Raw genomic sequence first — 19433 nt, 5'->3', positions numbered from 1 at the left:
AACAGGGTTTGCGCATGGCCCTTAGACCATCCAATCGGTCTCAGGTTCCAATATATTTGGCTCAATGCCCCGAAAGAACCAATCCTGTGGCCGAAGTGTTCGTTTGTCCAACTCGTCAACTTTCGACGTTTGGACTCGATCCGACGTCTCGACCGGGACATCGGCATGGTGTGCGATCGCAGTGCGTTGCCGACGAGCCGCCGACGACTTGCCCCCATCAGCGGTATCGGATTCGCGCGTTCCCACACTTTCATTAACGGCGATACCATCGTCAAAGTTGAACATAGCCAGCGGATTGGCAATCCTTTCCGCCTGGGCAAACGGGCCAAGAAGGGGAATCCCTCCTGAATCCGTTGTTCTTAGCTGCGTCGACGGATCGGGTGTCGTGGTGGCGGAACGAGCTTCGAAATCGCGAAACGCCAAATCGGTCATCAAGGCACTGTCGGGCCCCCCGTTTGCCTCTGATTCGCCATTTCCCGCCTGATTGCGTTGACGTGCCAGAGCGTTGATCACGACCAAGGCGTCCAAGGCCGAAACAGCGCCGTCGTTGTTGACATCGACATCGAACCCTTCGGTATCGTCGACGGCCAACAGGCGCGGTGAAGACCGGGCTAAATCGTTGATGATCACCAACGCATCGGTGGCGTTGATCTCGCCATCCTGATTCGCATCCTCGGCGATCGCTAGATTGTGACGGGGGCTGTCGACGCGTTGGGCCGCAGCGATCAGGATCGAACTGGTGCCGGCGACTACCGACACGTTCAACGGTTGGGAACCAAAGGAATGGATCGCCCGCTCGGGATCCAAAACCACCTGATAATCGCCATCAGGCAAATTGGGCAAACGAAATCCACCCGACAGCTCCGTCATGGATTGGGCTTGAAACCCGAAATCGATGGACTTGATGGCAACCGACGTGTCGGCGTGACCAAAGATACGCACGCTGGCGATCTGACCACGCGGGTCAGTCACCTGCACAGTCATCGATTCGCCGTCGCCGATCACAGCCGACGTCTGACGCGTGATCAAGGTGCCCGATGCGTCATAGGCTTCCACACGCCCGTAACTGGCATCTCCGACACCAATCAACGACACCGTTACCTCGCCGACGGGTTCGTCAAAGCTTGCATTCAACGCAACCTTGGACGACCACCGCTGGATCCATGCGGACCGCTGTAGATCGTAAGAATGAAAAACCCGATCGGTGGCAGCGTCATCCTGCAAAAACGCCGCAACTTCCGCAGAGGAGACCAATCCGTCGGCTGCCAGGGTGACGCCCACGAACGATTCCTCGGGGATCGCCCCATCACTAAAGTCGGCCGCATCCACGTTGCCGACCAACAATGGCGAACCATCCGCGTGCAGCACGCGGACGCCGGTGGCGGCCAATGCCGGTTCGCCTAGGTCTTTTTCGCCGTTCTGGTTTTCGTCCATGAAAGCGACCCCGGTGATCCCCGCCGCTGTGATCGCGGGCACAGCGGCCGTGCCGCCGATGATCGGGCTGGCAATTCCGGTCGACGTATCGATCACCCGAAACTGGATCGAATCAAAAGAATCAGCAATCGAGATCGTCAGATCAAACATCGCCGTCTGCGAATGGGGCGTGTCTGCGACCAACCACGAACCGTCATCCAATCGGTACTGCAGTTCGCTGATTTCCGCCAACGAGATGTCACTTTGCGGGCCCGAGGAATTCTGATTTCGAAGCGCCGCGACCGATGCATTTCCGCTGAAAACGTAAAGCGACTGTTCGGCATCCCAGTATCCGATGCCATCCAAATCCAATGGCACATCGGCAACATCAAAGACGCCGTCACCATCGCTGTCCTGCCATCCGACCATCGCTAGCGTCGACGCCGGAGTGGTAAGCGATTCGAACGCCGCCGTCAGTGGAACGCCGCCCCGCATGATGCTGTCTTGTTGCGAAAATCCAGGCGTTGGATTGTCAGCGGCGTTCAAGTTTTGGGCGTCGTAGTATCCCCGTTGGTCGGTCCAGGAACTCGCGTTTTGGTATTCATCGCGAGCCCAAAAGATATGCCCCATTTCGTGCGCAATGGTGGATGCAGGGCGCGTCGAAGGGGTCACAACAAACAGACCGCCGGCGTAGGCAAATGCCGCCGAAAAGTTGCCACCGGATGCGAACAATCCATCCGGGTCATCGGACGAATCGACCACGAAAATGGTAAAAGCCCAGTCGGTGTCGTGCTTGATCCGTTGATCGTGATTGAATCGCTGCACGGCCTCTTCGATGGATCGCGAATCGCCATAGCCTTGGCGAGTCACAAAATCACCGATGTATTCGTTCAGCGCGTTCGTATTTCGATCAATCGGTTCGTAGGGCGATTCGAACGGATCGCGTGCGAAGGTTTCATCGATCACGAAATCCAGCGTATGAACGGTGTCCATCGTATCGAGCATATCGCTCCACCAATTCACACCCTCGCCAACCTTCGCCAACACTTCATCGATTTCGGCAGTCGTCCAATCCTGGCTCTCGGGATCAATCTCACCGTTGCTTTCAAAGAAGACCGGTGTCACGGTCACTGTGCCGAGCAAGAATTCACCGGTATCCAATGGCGTCACTCCGATCGAATCGGCAGCCATCATGCGGCGTGATTCCAGCTTTTCCAGCCGACCTCTACGCACCGGTTGTCGTCGTTTTGGCGAGCACCTTCGCGGCATCAGCACATCAGGGGAAAAGCGTAAGAAAAGTCAGCAGTGGCGATCCAACACCCAATCGGCGTCACAGGGGCAAAGGCCACATCAGGCCATCACCTTTATCGGTACATCGGTGTGCTTCCCTGCGTTAGACTCGCGATCAACCGAAATATCACGGTCAATCGATGGAGTTTTCGCAATCGGCAAACTCACGTCGACCGCTGGCACACGCCCATTCTAATCTGCTGCCAAATTTTCGACCCTCTTTTTTTTCGTCGACATGGCCGCCGCTAGCCAGCGGCATGCACCAACGACCGACCAACGGCAAAACCCAAATGCGAAATTTGGGCGTCCCAATTTCCAACATCGCCGATTTTCAGCACCGCCGATTTTCAGCACGGGGAACCGTTCGCCGCACCGATCCCCCCCAACCCGAAGTCACCGGTGATGCAAATCACCGGCGACTGAAAGACGGGAGAAAAATCGATAATGTCGGCTGACACGGTCCGTATCGAGCACGGTCCGTATCGAGCACGGTCCGCAACCAACGATGACTACAGCGATGCGAACAGTTGATCCAAGGCGCTGATCGGATCCTCGTCGCCGGTGGACCGCGATGCGTGCGTGTCTTCGGCCAACGCATCCACGATCGAATCCAACTGCGAAACCGCCGGATTGTCGAACACGCTGGTCTTGGTCACAGCGGGATCAACCGCTGCGACATCCGGCTCCACGGTGGCTCGGGAGATCATTTCATCGCCCACCAAAGTGGCACCCGACGCTAGCACGCCGCTAGCCACAGCCGAGTAGCCGGCCAATTCACCTTCGCCGACCAGTTCACCCGACCCACCGGTTGTGTTGGGCAGTCGTGACAACTGGTTGATCACTTGCAGTGCATCGAACGCTGAAACCCTGCCGTCACCGTTGACATCGGGGAACTGTGGCAGGTTGATTGGCAGCGGCAGCACATCCAATGGGATGCTTTGGCTTCCATAGCGATCGATCGCATTGATGATCTGCAACGCGTCCAAAGGTGTCACCACCCCGCTAGCGTTGACATCGTAACGTGACGCCGGGTTCTGGAACGGATTGTTGGAAACCAAGACGCTGTAGTCTTCGACTTCCCCAGCCGATGCATCTCCGGTGGATCCCAAGTTGTCTTGGTCGCTTAAACGGAAGCGAGCGTAAATTTCGCCAACCGATGCACCAGCCGGTACGTCGATCGACAAGTTATTGACGCCGACACCGACCACGGACCGACCGGTTCCGACGGAACCAAATCGCTGCACTTCGCTGATTTCGAATACGCCGTTGTCGTTCCAGTCGAACCAAGCATCCAGATAGAAGTTTGTTCGATTGGCATCGGTGTTGTTGATCGAAACCGAAACGTTCGTGGCGAACCCACCGCGAACCGATCCGATCTGGACACCATCGTCATCATCGCCGTTGGGCAACTTGCCATCCGAATCGGCCGAGATGGCTGATCCAAGCGTCAAAGTGTTATCGACCGCATGACGTGGGCCTCCGTCCACATCCAGGGTCAAGTACGGTGCAGGAGCATCGCCGTAATCGAACCCGCCGCCGACGAAGATCGTCAACTCGGTGCGTCCATTGGACTGGTTGCTTTGCAACAGGTTGCCAACTTCATCCCGAATCGTGACGGTGTCGACAGACCCCACACCGCTGATTCCCGCCGTACCTTCGACAAAGATTCGCGAATCAACCACCGATGTGGTGACACCCGGCAAGCCGGCTGCGTTGATTGCCGCGGCGATGATACCAGCGATTTGATCGTCGGTTTGATCGATCGGAATGATGATCGGAAGCGTCGCGTCCTGACCAGGGATTCCCAACTGAGTCAGTACCGAATCGGCTGCGTCAAACGAATAGTTGGCGTCGCCACCTAGGAAGACACGTCCAAATCCTGCGTTCATGGGGCTAAGCCCCAATCCGGCACCGCCGACGGCACGCACGATGGCATCCGCGATTTGATCCAACGATGCACCGGCGCTGATTGTCACACCCTTGGCATCCTCGTTTTCCAACGACCCGTTGGAATCGAATTCAAACACCACTTCGGTATCCGCTCCGCGTCGGATCACGAACGTTTGGCCGTCTTCCATCGAATCGGCTACCGCGGAACCATCGAAAGGCACCTGCAATCCGAACCCGATCTGGGTGCCAATGGCTCCGCTGATCGCATAGGTATTGTTGTCAGCGGTGACCGAGGACAACGGATTGGAACCGAGGAATTGAACGATGTTGGCGTTGGTATTGGCGGTCAGGTTCAAGATCGAATCATTGACTGCTGCTGCAAGCGCCTCGGCGATCTGCGAGTCGTTTCCGGCAAGCGGAATCGCGACTGCAACATTCGCCGTATCGCTGAGCCCGTCATCGTCCAGTTCGAACGTGATTGTGTTGACACCGTCAAAGACTTCGAACTCGACTCCGTCGCCGGCACCGTTTTCGATCGTGCCGGTAGGAATTCGCAGTCGGATGCCGGATTCATATTCAAAATCAGTCGAACCACCCGCCAAGTCGCGAACGCTAAGCACACCACCGTCCACATACGACACACCGTTGGACGCAGCCACAATCGCATCGCTGGAATCGATCATTCGAATGACGTAAGTCGAATTCGGTTCCCACACACCCGCGATCGGCGTCAACCGAATCACGTTGGTTGTCGGGTTGTAACCAAATCGATAGTCCACGCCTTCGACCAAGGCAACATTGTCCTTCAACAACAGCACCGATTGGTTCGACACACTGCGGTCGTCGATGCCCGTACCCGGTGTCACATCGGCCGGCGCGATGCCGTCGATCAACTGGATCTCGAAGAACCTTGGCACGTTGTCGCCAAAGACGCTGACGTTGCCAGAATTCAGTCCCAGGCTAGGAGCCTGTGGCGAAAGCAACACGACGCGTGGTCCAACCAGGTCGCCACGGTCCGATGCCCCACGATCCTTGAACACTCGTTCGCCCAAACCGCTGGGGGTTTCGACAGCTGGGTCGTCAATTCGAAGCTGGCCGTTGACGTCCAAACGCGGAGCCAAGATCGGTGATGGTGGCAGTCCCAATGGGTTCTTGACCGCGGTCAAGCTAGATCGGTCTTCCAACGAATCGATCGAACTATCGATGATCCGAGCACCGGCGGCCGGTGCAAAGATCAGATCCGATGCCCCCACAAAGATCACTTCGGAATCAGCGATCTGTTGTGCAAACTGACCGATCGAAACACCGGTCGGAACGTTGGACGTGTTGCGATAGTACGTGTTCCCACCCAACACAGGCAGCGTGTTGGTCGGATCCAGCGTGATCGCGTCGACGGTATTGGCGATCACGTTGTTCAACAATACCGGTGCGGCATTGCCGACCAATTCGATCCCGGTTCCACCAGCGGTGAAACGTTCAACAGGAACGGTACTGATCGCACCCACAGCATCGATGTCAGCACCCAACGCAGCACCGGTGGTGTCGCCTTGACGCATGTCAGTCAATCGCACAAAGGCGAATCGATCTTGAGTGCCGTATCCCAACGCATCGATGTCGATCTGGTTGGTCAAGCCGCCCAACTGGCCAAGCAATTCGAACTGAATACCATCGCGGCTGATTTCCACGCGAACCGATTCGATCGCGCCGGTTTCGTAAACGATCAGGTCAGGACGCGAGTCACCGCTGCCGGTCAACAGGTTGTCACGGAACCCGAGGGTCAGCGATCCGCCGGCACCTAGCGACACCGTCGATTGGCCGTCGACGGGTTCAGGTCCCCGGCCGTTGCCATCAGGGGCTCCGAGTGCTTGCGATGGATCGCGATAGACCGTCGCAGGTGGATTGCCACCTAGATCGGGAACATAACTGACCACCGTATCCGCAAAGGAAATCACGCCCTGTGGGAATAAGGTTCCGCTGAACGTTTGCGGTGGCGACTCGAATCCAGCACGGATGTCACCTCCGATGATCGTGTTGTTGACGATTCGATCAAACGCAACGGGATCACTTGCCGTATCGTTGGCACCAATACCGATGCCATCGATCTGCAGCCCACCCAGGTCGTTGAACGCCAAGATGTTGCTTTGGATGATGACACCCGGCGTCAAACTTTGGCTGTTCAATTCGACCAAGTTACGCGGGTAGCGAACGATCGATGGCGTATCGGTGCCGTCGACGTTAGCCGTCAAACCATGCGAGATCTTGATGCCGTGTTCCTGGTTGTACAAGAACCGGCTGCTTTCGATCAGGATGATGCCTTGTCCATCGCGATCGCGGTTGTCATCACCGCTGAGCTGCGTGTGCGTGACCGAGGCAAGAGCGCCCGACTGGTTATCCACCACCACTTCGCCGAACAGGTTGATCACCGAACTCGACCCGCCATCGACACCCGCGGCGCTGAGAGCTGGTACGTCCAGGATCGACTGCACATCGGCACGATTGATCGCCGCGATGATGTTGGCGGCCACTTCCGACGCGGTCTGTGGACGCAATGTTCCCGTGCCCGGAATCACCAACCCGGTGACAGGATCGATTTCTTCGGTTCCAGGCTGGATCATTTCCAGGGTGAACGGCACTTCGACTCGGCCAGGCGTGACTCCGCCCGCCGATTCGGTTTGATTGAACTCGAACGTCACGGTCGACCGACCGTCGTTGATCGAGAACGTCAGCCCATCGCGAAGTTGGTCAGCCGACAACGCCTGGATCGTTCGCGAATCGCTCAATCGATCGTTGGTGTCGAACGTGCGGAAATGCTTCAGCAGATTGCCAGGGTTGGCAGGAGCGATTTCGAGTGCCGAGTTGATGTATTCGCTGGCACTACGAATTTCGACCTGATAGGACCCTGTGTTGAGGGCGCTAACGGGATCGTCGGGGTTCGGGAACTGCGAACGAGTATCCGTCACGAAGGCCGAATCGACCACGTTCGAACTGGTCGCGATCTCGCCACGTTCGGCAAAACCGATCACAAAGTCATCCAGATAGATGCCCTCGGATTCATTGTTCCGAGTGCCATCAATCACACCGGCTAGCGATCCATCGGCGTAACGGTCCGTCGCACTTACGAATGGGCCCGAATCGTTCACGCTTAGCGATGCCAACTGCAACGTGGCTCCACTGACTGGAATGGCGCCGACGTTGCCGTCAAAGAATTGATCGGCGATGACACGTTGCACTTCGCCAGCGACTTCGGCAGGCGACATGAACCGGCTGATACGGACGGGAATCCCTTCGATGCCCGATTGTCCGCTGACGCTGAACAGCGATGCCGGCGAAGCCGAAATCGACTGCAGGCCAACCGTTTCGACCAAGTTCCCTTGGGTTTGAACGCTCAACGCAGGCGTCACTTCAATCGTCGCGATATAGCTATCGATCTGACCGGTCTGAGTGGTTCCCGGTACACGGATATCGTACGTTTCGTTTCCACGACCGCTGATTCCGATGTAGACGGTGCCGTCAAAGGCGGCGGTGTATTCGACGGTGTCGCGGACAGTGTTGTTGATGACCTGAGAATCCAAAGCGTTGCCGCTGGAATCAAAGAAGCGAATCGCAGCATTCAGGTTTGGATCAAAATCCAGATCCACATCGACACTGATCGTCGTGCCCGCGGTCACATCTAGTTGCAACAGATCGACGTCTTCGATGTTGGTTGGAACACCGGTTCCATCAACATTGCCCAGTCGTCCGACACCATTGATCGTCATCGCACCGCCGTTGTATGGCAGCGGCGTTGCTTCGAAGATCAAGTCATTGCGGGACACGTCGGTCGGCGATGTATCCGAACCATCCGATAGGTTGACCCCATTGACCACAGGACCGGCCGGCGGTGTCACGCGAATCGCTTCGGCAAGCGACGCGGCGATCTGATCCGACGTCAACGACGAAACAGGCAGCGTCAAAGGAACCGAAATCTCATCCGCAGTGACCGTACGCACGCCATCGTTGAGAACATAGACTTGGCCATCGATGGTGACCGTTGCCCGAGCCGCTGGGTCTGCGTAGAACGCAGCCAAATCGTTGCCCGACGGAGTCGAAACGGCCGAAGCCAAATCGATACCGAATGTCTCGCCGTTGACCACCAAGGTCTGGCCTTCCAGCAACAGATCGCCAGCCGTCACACGCAGTGATTGCGAACTGGTACGCGAAGTCCCACTGGTCGAAAACTCGATCCGCAGACTCAGTCCATCTTGCCCGGCGAATTCGCCCAACGGCACACGAGCTTGACGCCAAGTGTCCGTTGCATTGAACAATTGTTGAACGTCGACATCAATGTCATCGTCGTAGATGCCGGTGGATGGATCGTCAAACTCGTCATCAGCAAGCCCCGTACCGCGGGCCAAGCTATTCGATGCGACCAAGTGTTCGACACCATCGGCGGTGACCACAAACACTCGCAAACGATCCGTTTCATCCGGCGTATCGGCAAAGTAGTTGAAGTACATCGTCGGTTGATCTGCCGATGCGACGCCATCCAACGAAAACGGATTGCTTTGCACGACGCCTTTGGCGCCGCCCGGTACGTTGTAGGTGCGATCGAAGCTGGCACCGTCTTGACGCGGGTTCACGATTCCACCATTCGCATCGCGAATGACAGGCTGTTCGGCCAAAGACGGGTAGTTCCCTGCGAAGGCGTTGGTTTCGTAGTTGAAGACCAAACTGGATCCACCAACCGTACCGGCTCGTGTTCCGCCATCCAGAGCGTTGATACCGTGGCCGGCATCGTTGCCGCGGGTTCCGGTGACGTGCCACAGGTTGTAGTCGACCACGCCGAAATCAAGGCCTAGTGCGCCACCGATGCCAGTATTGATACTGGTACGGCCGCCGGCAAAGATCGGCTGCAGTTCACCGCGTGTGTTGAACGCGTACAGATCACCCGACGCGGTGATACCGAACAACAGATTGCTGAGGGCCTGACCGTCGGCACCTACCGAGGTCACAGGTCCGGCTCGCAAGCCAGTGAAGTTCAAACCGACCAGGTCCGTCGCTGTCGACACGTAGGAACCGATTTGGCGGTTCCCGAAGCTATTGAGTTCGGCCGATTCGACACGGAACAGACCACCATTATCAGTGACCGCATAGAGAACGTTGTTGACCAATTCGATGCCGGTAACGATACCGCCACCCTCGGGTGCGTTTCCGACCGGAGCGACACCGCCGGCGGTCAGATTGCCTGACGCAGCTTCGACGATTCCCCCTTCGAACAGAATCGAACGGCCATCGGGTACTGCGGAAACGTTGGGCAACGCGTTGCTGTCGCTGGCATCTTCGACAGCCAACGAAATTCGCTGGGCCAAAGTATCCGGATCATCGGTTGGCAACAGCAAGATCGCGATATTGCCGCTGGTCACGCCGGGCGACCCGGTCAAAGTGACAGGCGAAGAAACACCGACACTGGCCACGGTTGCCGCTGGCAAGGACAACTGAGTTCCCTTGGACGACACCGAAATACCGGCCTCGCGGATAGCTTCGGCCATCGCAGCGATCAATTGTTCCGGACCTGCATTGTCCGATACGGTGACCGGAATGTTGCCGACGGTAGTGCCCGATCCACCAGCCACTGAAACACCGCTGCCACCCGAAGTCAGGGTCACATCATTGGTGCCGGTGAAGAAGACTTCGCCGTTGCTGGCCAAGGCTCCTGCGCCGCTGATGTTGGCGTTGATCGCCGACGCCAAACTGGATGCGATTTGTGCGGTCGTTCGCGAGGCACCTTGCGCGGTGACCAGCGACACAGGCACGTTGCCAGTGCTGGCTTGCCCCAAGCGAACGAACTGGAACGTCTTGACTTGGCCATTGGCACCGGTGACCCGAACGGTTGAACCTGCGGTCAGTGTTCCAGCCGGGGAAACGTTGTCCAATACGACGCGTTGTCCGGAATCAAACTCGAACGTCACGCCATCGATCGTGAAGGTATCGCCGTCGCGGACCGGCACGCCACTGTTGGGTGTGAACGTGAACGATTGGTCCAGTTCGAACGTCACTCGTTCGGCACCATTGGAAACGACGAACGTATCGCCATCCACCAAGCTAGCCACATTTACCCCTGCGGCATTGAATTCCGTTGCCGCGGTGATACCCAATCGGTTGCCATTAGCGGCCAACGGGGCAGTGTTGATTTGACCGTTTTCACGTGGGGTCGTTCCCGCACCTGCGTCCGCTTCATTCAAGTCGAAGGGAGGCCCGGTCGCCAAACCAGTCTCTTCATCGAACCGGTACAGCATGTTGGTAAAGTAACTGAGCCCTTGGCGATTGACGGGCCGGTTGCCGACGAAATATCCGATTTCGCTACCTTGGAACTCGCGAATCGTGATCGCTTCGACTTCCAAACCATCGTCGCTAGCTTGTTCCAGGATCAGGTCGCCGACCAAGTCATTGTACGTATCGATCCCGGCGCCCACGCTAAGCGGTGCGCTCAACGTCGCTGTGCCGGTATCGATGCGGTGATAGAACCACGAATCATCGCCGATCGCAGGGTTGCCGTTATCGCTGTAACCGAACAGTTCGCCGTTGCTGCGGAACGCGATGTCCCGAATCTCGTCACCAAACGTACCGACCGTGCCATAGCTAGCACCGGTGAATGGGTTGACCAGCATCAAGCCGTTGGCAGTGTTCACGTACAACAAAGCATCGTCGAACGTGTTTGGCACGATCGAGTTGCCATCGAACAGGACGGGAACCGTCGGCGCCGATGCCGTTCCGCCACCAGCGTTGCCGACCACAATCGGATCGCCCTGGGCATCCAGCAACAATCCGCCGGTCGACGAATTGATGGCCAATAGAGTTCCAGCCGCGATGGTCGTTCCGTTGGAACGAGTGATCGGCTGTTGGTTGATCAACGTCGTACCAGACGAACTTAACAAGAACGCTTGGCCGGTATTGTCGATACCAAAGTTGCCGGTGTCATCAACCATCCCCAATGGGGTCGATCGATAGATACGGTCTTCGGCGATCCGAGTGACCGAATCGATCGGTTCCAAACGCAGCAGCGGGTTGGCGCTGTTTGGATTGAAGAACTGGTCGATCGGAAGTGGCACCGATCCCTGGTTGGCGACCGCGATGAAGTACGATCCTTCGACCAATTCGGCGGCACCGATGTACGGGTCCAAAGTACCGGCACTGCCGCGTGACAGGTCGTCGGTATTGTTGCCGCTGGCAACACCCGGCAAATCGTCAGCGATGTTGCTGTCGCCACCGACAAAGATCAGTTCCCCGGCCGAATTGAAGACGTAGATCGCCATGTCGGCACGAGCGAATCCGTCGGCGTAGTCCAAATCGAACACGGTCGACAAATACAACGGCGGATCGTTTGGTCCGCGTGTCAGGTTCTCGTAGTTGATGTCAAAACTGTACCAGTCCACATCGGTCGCCGAGGAAAGTTCACCAGCAAACGACTTGGCCAAGCGATCGCTCTGCAGCGGACCTGCTTCGCCAACACTGCCGGCACCGTAGTATCCAAGCGGTTGGGCGGTGGCTGACGAATCGTTGTCGCCGGCCACTTCGTAGTCTTCACCCAACAGCGGCGAATGCAATGGTTGACCGATGATCTGCAAACCATCCACGGCATAGCGAACGTCGGCCAAACGCATTTGCGTCCCAGCGTGTTCGTCGGCTTCCTGCAATCGGATTTGCAACTCGTAACTGCCCGTCGACAAACCACCCTTGACGTTGTTTGGGTCGTTCAGAGCATTGAAATCCAACGGGTTGACCGTGTTACTGCTGCGTACCCGAATGTGATACAGATTTCGCGTTCCTGCTTCGCCCGGCAGAATGATTCGCATGCCAGCGTCTTTGGAATTGCTGCTGTAGGCATCCTGCAACTGCGAATTGAGCAGCACGCTATCGACCGACGCAGTCACGGTGGCGCCCACGACCAACGGTGTCGTGACGCTAATCGCTGGCACTTGGCGTCCAGCGAATTTCGATCCATCAAATACCAACTGGATGACGAAATCGTCGCCTGGGCGAGTGATCACCGAAGGATTGTTCGGGTCCACAGTCCGTGGTGCACGACGCAGCAGGGTGGCAGAGATTTCACCCAACTGAGTCGGGTAAGCGGTTTCCAACGCACCGCCAATGGCCGCTGCGGGATCTTGCAAGAACGATTCCAGCGAGACCAGGACCGGCGAACTGACGCCAGCAATCGACAGGGCCAAGTTTCCACTGGTGGCGTCCACAATCGATTCGGAAATTCGAATCTGTTGTGCTTCCAATCGCTCGCTAACAACCGACAAAGGTTGAGCCGCATCGGGGTTCACACCGGTTGCGGTGAACAACGCCAACGGGTTGGTTTCGGCCAACAAGGAATCGTTCGACGAAGCCAAAACGCGTCCATTGGCATCAATCAATTCGACAACCGAGTCCAATTGGGCTCCGGTGCGATCGATATCAAACCACACTTCGGTGCCGCTTTGACCGACGAAGGAATAGACATCCAAATCACTCTTTTCGGTAACCGCGCCAGCGACCGAGAATCCTAAGCGTCGGTTCTCGTCACCGGATTGTTCGTTGGGGGCTAGTTCACCCAAGAATTGTGACTGGCTGGGGATCGAATTCGAATCGATGAATCCCGAACGCACAGGTTCCTGTTCGGCGATTGCCGACACGTTGCGATCCGATGCCGCTTCGCGAATGACGATGCCGTTCCAAAGTCCAGATTCGACTTGATTGGGCTGAGTCCCGAAGACCTCTGCGATCACTTGCAAATTGGTCGTGATCGTCGCCGAGGTCGCATTGGGGTCCACCAACCATCCCATCGCGGATGTCAGGATCCCAGGACCGTAGTTCGGTGCGGGGAAACGTGGGTCATTCAATACGGGCACGTTGGCAGCGTTGACCGTACCGGCCGGTGTGAACGCCAAGTTGAATTCAGGCGCGGTGATCAAGATGGGGAAGTCGTCCGCAATCCAACCTTCGTAGGTCGCACCTTGCAAACCTGGTCCTGGCTCGAAGACGCCGTATTGGCGGAATCCGATTTCCTCGGGGCCGTCCAAGATGGTGACCCGGAAATCATTGGTGCCCGGCGTTCCTTCGGTGAACAGCACGTCGCCAGCATCGGTTCCGATAACGGGATCGTAGTAGTTGATGAATCGGATATCACCCAGCGGTGTATCGCTGGTGAAACTGATTTCCGAAACCAGATCGACGCCACCGTCATTGAAGTACTGTTCGATTCGCCAGTTGACCAACCCGTTGGCGCCCTGGAAATTCCCTTCGCTAGCGACCCGGTCGTCTCCGATCAGGGTCGGTTGCTGGGTCACGGTGGTCGTTCCCAATCCAATCGCGGCGCCATCGGCACCCACGTCAATGAAGTTCCCGTAATCGAACAACGAAAACTGGGACTGGAACAACTGCGTCAAGCCTTGAACGCTTGTCGTGGCAGTCTGGACTTGTCCACCGGGACCAGGCTGATACGAGAAGGATCCGGCGATCGTTGGATCGACGTCATTGTCGATCAACGTGCCCTGATCGACTTCGGGACCGGTCGGCAGTCGACCGTCTTGGTTCGACAAATCGACGCCCGAAATACCGTCGTTATTCGTATCCATCTGAGCAAAGCCCGACGGCGTGAATCCAGCGCCGGCGGTGTCATCGGCCAGAGCCGTCAGGATGACAGGGAAGTCAGGGTGCCCGACCACCTGCAGCGATCCACCAATGCGGTCGGCGATGTCACGGAATTGATCTGACGCGGTCGCCAAGGATCCGCCCACAACGATGCCAGCGGTTTCGCCAGCGGCACTTTGGAACTTCACGACCAACGAACCGCGTGCATCGCTTTGCAGCCGCAGTCCGCCGTAGATGTGTTGATTCGGAATCTCGATCGAATCCGTCACGACGTGGACAATGTCGATATCGTCCCAAACACCCGCGGTGGCTAGCTGACCACCACGAACCACCATCCCATTGATCGCATTATTGCTGAGCACATTGCCTTGGACCAACGGACCATAGTTGCCAACAACCTCGGAACTGTCGATCAAACCGGATGCTCGCCCGGCATCATTCACTTCGACGCTGGACAAGGAATTGATGTCGAACGACAACGCGCTGGCTTCGTTGTCAATGAACAGGTTATTGATGATCGTGGGGGCAGCCGCACGCACGAACACGGTGGCCGATGCATTGTCGCTACGACCTTCGCGATCCCCATTCAACTGACCACGTCCGTCGGCATTCTGTTCCAGACGAGTGTTCGCCAATCGCAACTGGCCTTGCTGGACTTCGATGGCGTTGAACGAAGCAAAACCACCTTCGACGCGAGTCGTGCCACCGGCACCAGCGATGACCGCTTGGTCGATATTGGCGGATGATGCAGCACCGATATAGATCCCGCCCCAATCGCCAGGATTCAGTTCGCCCGAATCGCCACGATCGTTGGTGTCGAACGTTCCACCAGCACCGTATCGCTGGTCTTCCAAGGACGTGAATACGACCGGCAAACTGGCCGAACCTTCGGCAATCAGGTTGCCGCCAAAGCGAGCTTCGATACGGGCACCATCGATCTTCACGACCGTTCCCGGATCAATCACCAAACTGGCATCCAAGCGGCTACGCAGCACCTGCGTCGCGGTCGAAAGCAACGTTGTCCCGGCCGCTGCGGTATCGGTCGCGGATGTATCGCTAGCGTTCAACTGTTTGACCAGTCGGAATTCGCCTGGCAAACCCGTGATCGGATCCACCGATGCACGATACAAACGACGCGACACGAAGTCCGACCCAGCACCCGTGGTTGGCAACTGAGTCAAAGCAATGCCGCCGGTGGCCGTTGTCGTCACCGAAACGGTCGTTTGGCTAGACGCAGATTCCAGCCCCTGGCTGTCCACGTTCGTGATCCGATAGGCGTAAGTCGCCGCCGGCACGTTGCCTGTGGTGGTCGATTGCAATCGCACCAACAGTGACGATGGAGCCGATGACTGCAACAGTGGACCACCAGGCGTTCCCTGAATGATCAAGTTTTCAGTCAGGATGTGCGTGATGTCGGTGTCATCAAAGCGGGCTGCCTGAGTTACTTTTTCGACCACATCGCCGGTGCGGGTACCGACCCGAACGAACAAACCGTTGATGCTGTTGTCGATCACGACGTTGCCGTGAATCTCGGGCCCGACGCGTGAAACATCCGGGGTGAAGGCGCCGCCGGACTGATATTTCGATTCGGTAAATCGAGTTTCGGCGAACGTGTCAGGCGTCGCTGCGATGGCCGCATCGGAACTGTCACTGATTCGCGAATTGATGATCGTTGCTCGAGTGACCGCCATGTCGACCGGCGAAATCGGTACCTGAAGCCCACCGACCGAAACCGCACCACCGCCGTAACGCATATCAGCGAACTGAATATGGTTCAGGAACACGCCTTCTTCTTCGCGGTTGCGACGTGATTCATCTGCACTGTCCAAATCGCCGCGGAAATCGATCCCGCCCCAATCGCCAGGCCGCGCCGCGGGCCCCGTTGTGGTCGAAGCCCCCATGCCAATCGAACTGTCGTTCAAACTGGTGAAGTAAACACTGCCCGGGATCAGGCTGTTGGTAGCGTCCCGTGCCGGCAGTCCGTTTGATCCGATCAACGTCGGGGTACCGAGCACTTGCAGCGAAGAATTGCTGGCATCGATCAACGGCGAAACACTGCCGACGCCAATTCGGGCACCGGAGAGTTTCAGGATCGCTCCCGAGTCGATGATCATCCGCACGTCTTTGGGCAGGTTCAGCGACGAACCGTCTTCCAACGGCAAACCGTTGCTCGAGAAACCAACCTTGTAGGCATAGTTGTCCTGTACCGTTTCGATGCGACCATCGACACCACCGTTGCCGACAACGCGAATCGTATCGCCAGGCCGGGCCGCGGCAATCGCTTGATCGATCTCGCGGTAAGGGCTACCCACGGTGCCCGTGGCGCCACTGGTTGCCGATGCGGCCTTGTCGACGTACAGCGTGTTGTTGCTGTCGTTGGGGACGAACCAGAAGTCAAATACGCCACCGGCACGATTGTCGCCGTCACCATCGAGAACCTGCGATGTGGATCCGACACCCGCGTCACGGATACCGCTGGTCGCTGCCGGAGTGAACTTCAACGCCAGTTCGTACTCGCCTTCGGTCAGACCACCGAAGCCTGAATTTTCGATGCTTGGATCGTAGTCGTTGTTCCCACGCGCGCTGACGCCCACCATGTAGGAACCAGCCGATAGGTTATCGATATCGATGGCCGAATCGTTGCTGAAGTAGTCATCGTTCTGAGCAATTTCGACGTAGCTGCCGTCGTCGCCAAGGCGGTACAGACGCAGCGTCGTATCCAACAAACTCGGGTCGGCCAAACGTTCGGCGAACGCTTCGATCGACAACGAACCACGACTGGCCAAGGTGAACTTGTACAAGTCGATGTCGGTGCTGTCGGGACGGTACAAGTATTGACCGTGAACGATGTCCGCAACGCTAGGGAATGCGGGTTCGTTGTCAGTGCCCGGTGCGAAGATAAAGCTGGTGCTTTGCGTCACTGGTTGAGGCAGATCGTCGGCATATCCATAGCCCAGCAACTGGCCGACAACGAACATTCCACCGCGAAAGAATTCGCCACCAAATTGATCGTCGGTCGACTCGTCAAAGTCTTGGAAATCCATCACGCCTAGATCCGCGATGCCGTCGCCATTGCGGTCGCGTGTGGCCACAGCCAATCCGCCTTGCTCGCTGACCGTGCCAGCGTTATCAAGCGTCGTGACGGTGCCGTACAAATCACCCACGGCAATCGAAATGGATGCCTGGCTGGTCGGGCCGCCTTCGACTTCGACGAAACTGATGCCCAAATATTCGCTGTACAGCTGCATCACTTCGCGAACGCGTTGTTTCTGCTGTTCGCTGATGATGTTGAAGTACGTTTTGTCTTCGTTGATCCCTGGCGATGTCGGATCATCCCCCAAGTAAGACGACACAAAGTCGTACTGGATCACCGAGATACCGTCGACGGTATCCGCACCATTTCGCAGGTAGTCCAATGGGACCGTTCGCGTCAAACGCGAAGGATCGTCCGGACGAATCTGGCGAGTCCCGGGCAGATCCGGACCGGGCAAGGTCAGATCAAATGGGGTGGAATTGAAAATCTCGCCACTCAATCGAGCCGACGACGTGGTGGTCCCACTGACCGACCACTGGCTGTCCAAGTTGAACGCGGAATCGAAGGTCGCACCCGCTTCATCGACACCGGCAACCAACGGAATGACCGTTGGCGCGACGGCCAAGCCTTCGCTGGTGCCCACACGCAGTCGAGCGGCTCCGGTCAAGAACTGACCGGGGTTGGCCGTGTCGGGCAATCGCGACAGCGGCCGACCGTAATCCAACGTGACGATATTGGTGATGCTGTTGTAGACCGGTTTGTTGGTCAACGGCACGATCACGTCGTCAAGATTCGACGCCGTGTCACGGGTGAAGACCAGCTGATAAAAACTTGCATTTTCGGCTGACGCCTTGTTCAGATCATCTTCGTTGAAATGAACTTCGATCTTGCCCACGTCGGGGGTCAACGCGCCGGTGATGGCATTGCGTCGTACCGGTTCAGGCACAACTGCGACGACCTTCGGCCCCAAATTGATTTGGAAACGACGGGTCAGATCCTCTCCGTCCTGGAACAGTTCGCCGTCCGCATTTCGAAGCGCCACCGATCCGGTCCCCAGGATATCGATCTGGTACGAATCGTCGGGCAACGGTTCGGCAAATCGGAACACCACTTCGCGTGGTGAATCGCCCAAACCGACATAGCCAGGTTCGACGACGACGTCCGTCACGCCGCTAAGCGACAGATTGGGCAGCGGCGTGGTGCCGGCCCCGATGACGGTACTGACATTGCCTTCTTGCAAAACAGCCAAAACCAGCGCCGACGAATCGGGGTTGGCGTTGATCGCGTTGATGAAATCAGCAGTCGTTGACGGAAACTGCGAGTTGCTGTTCAGTTGAACTCGAATTTCTTGACCGGTGACCACGACGACCGGGTTGGCTTGACCACCAAAGTCGCGTCGTTCGACCATCACCTGCGTGCCGAGGCCATCGACGCCGGGCAACTGCGAAACCAAACGCACGCGAACGGCGCCATTGGTGCCAAAGTCCGTCACCGCTTCGGCCGAATTGGCACCGACTAATGTCAGCGTCAGGTTGTTGGGCACACCAGCGACACTGGTCTGGGACGCGCCACTGACTTGAATCGCTTCGATCAATGACGACGACGCAGCATTGTTGTTCAGTGCCGAAATCAAATCGCCCATGCGGGTCGGCTGATTCGGGTTGCTGTTGACGTTGACCGATACCACCTGATCGCTGACCGAGATGATCGGCAAACTGGATCCGGTCCGCGAACTGGACGTGAAGATAAGCTGCAAGCCGTTGCCCAGGCTGCCGGTCTGCACTGCACGGAATTCAACCAGCGCGGCACCGTTGGTTCCCAGATCCGAAGTCGTGCTTGCCGATTCGAACACGCCGTCTTCGCCGGCTCGCGTGATCCGAATGGCCGACAGCGTGCTGGGATCAATGTCCGCGTTGTCATCGAACCGGAAAACCAGTTCGCGTGGCGAAACGTTCAGTTCCGTGCCATCGTTCAGCAGCGAACCGATGTTGGGCTGGATGCCGATCAGGTCGGGGCCAGCCAACAATTGGCGTTGCTCCAGCGACTCGGAAAGCAAACGTCGATCCTTGCGGCGACGCTTCTGACGAAGTCGGCCGACCTGGTTCTTGGCGTTGCGAATGGATTGGTCGTCACCATTATCCGAAGCAATCATACGGTTACCAGTGCGAGCAAGCGAGTCACGAAGAGTCAT

The 19433-nt window shown here is 57.3% G+C and carries 2 protein-coding genes; both read right to left on the bottom strand.

The features are described from left to right. Nucleotides 1-21: 21 nt before the first annotated feature. A complete protein-coding gene (locus tag K227x_RS04635; RefSeq protein WP_218933776.1) occupies nt 22-2607 on the bottom strand; it encodes a dockerin type I domain-containing protein in 2586 nt (861 codons plus the stop codon). A 605-nt stretch (nt 2608-3212) separates the two neighbouring features. Continuing rightward, the gene (locus K227x_RS04630; protein ID WP_145168334.1) at nt 3213-19433 is read right to left on the bottom strand and encodes a GEVED domain-containing protein; all 16221 of its coding nucleotides are present in this window, start codon (nt 19431-19433) and stop codon (nt 3213-3215) included.

Source organism: Rubripirellula lacrimiformis (genome assembly GCF_007741535.1).
In the GTDB taxonomy this organism is placed as follows: Bacteria; Planctomycetota; Planctomycetia; order Pirellulales; family Pirellulaceae; genus Rubripirellula; species Rubripirellula lacrimiformis.
This window is presented reverse-complemented; position numbering and strand designations above follow the sequence as displayed.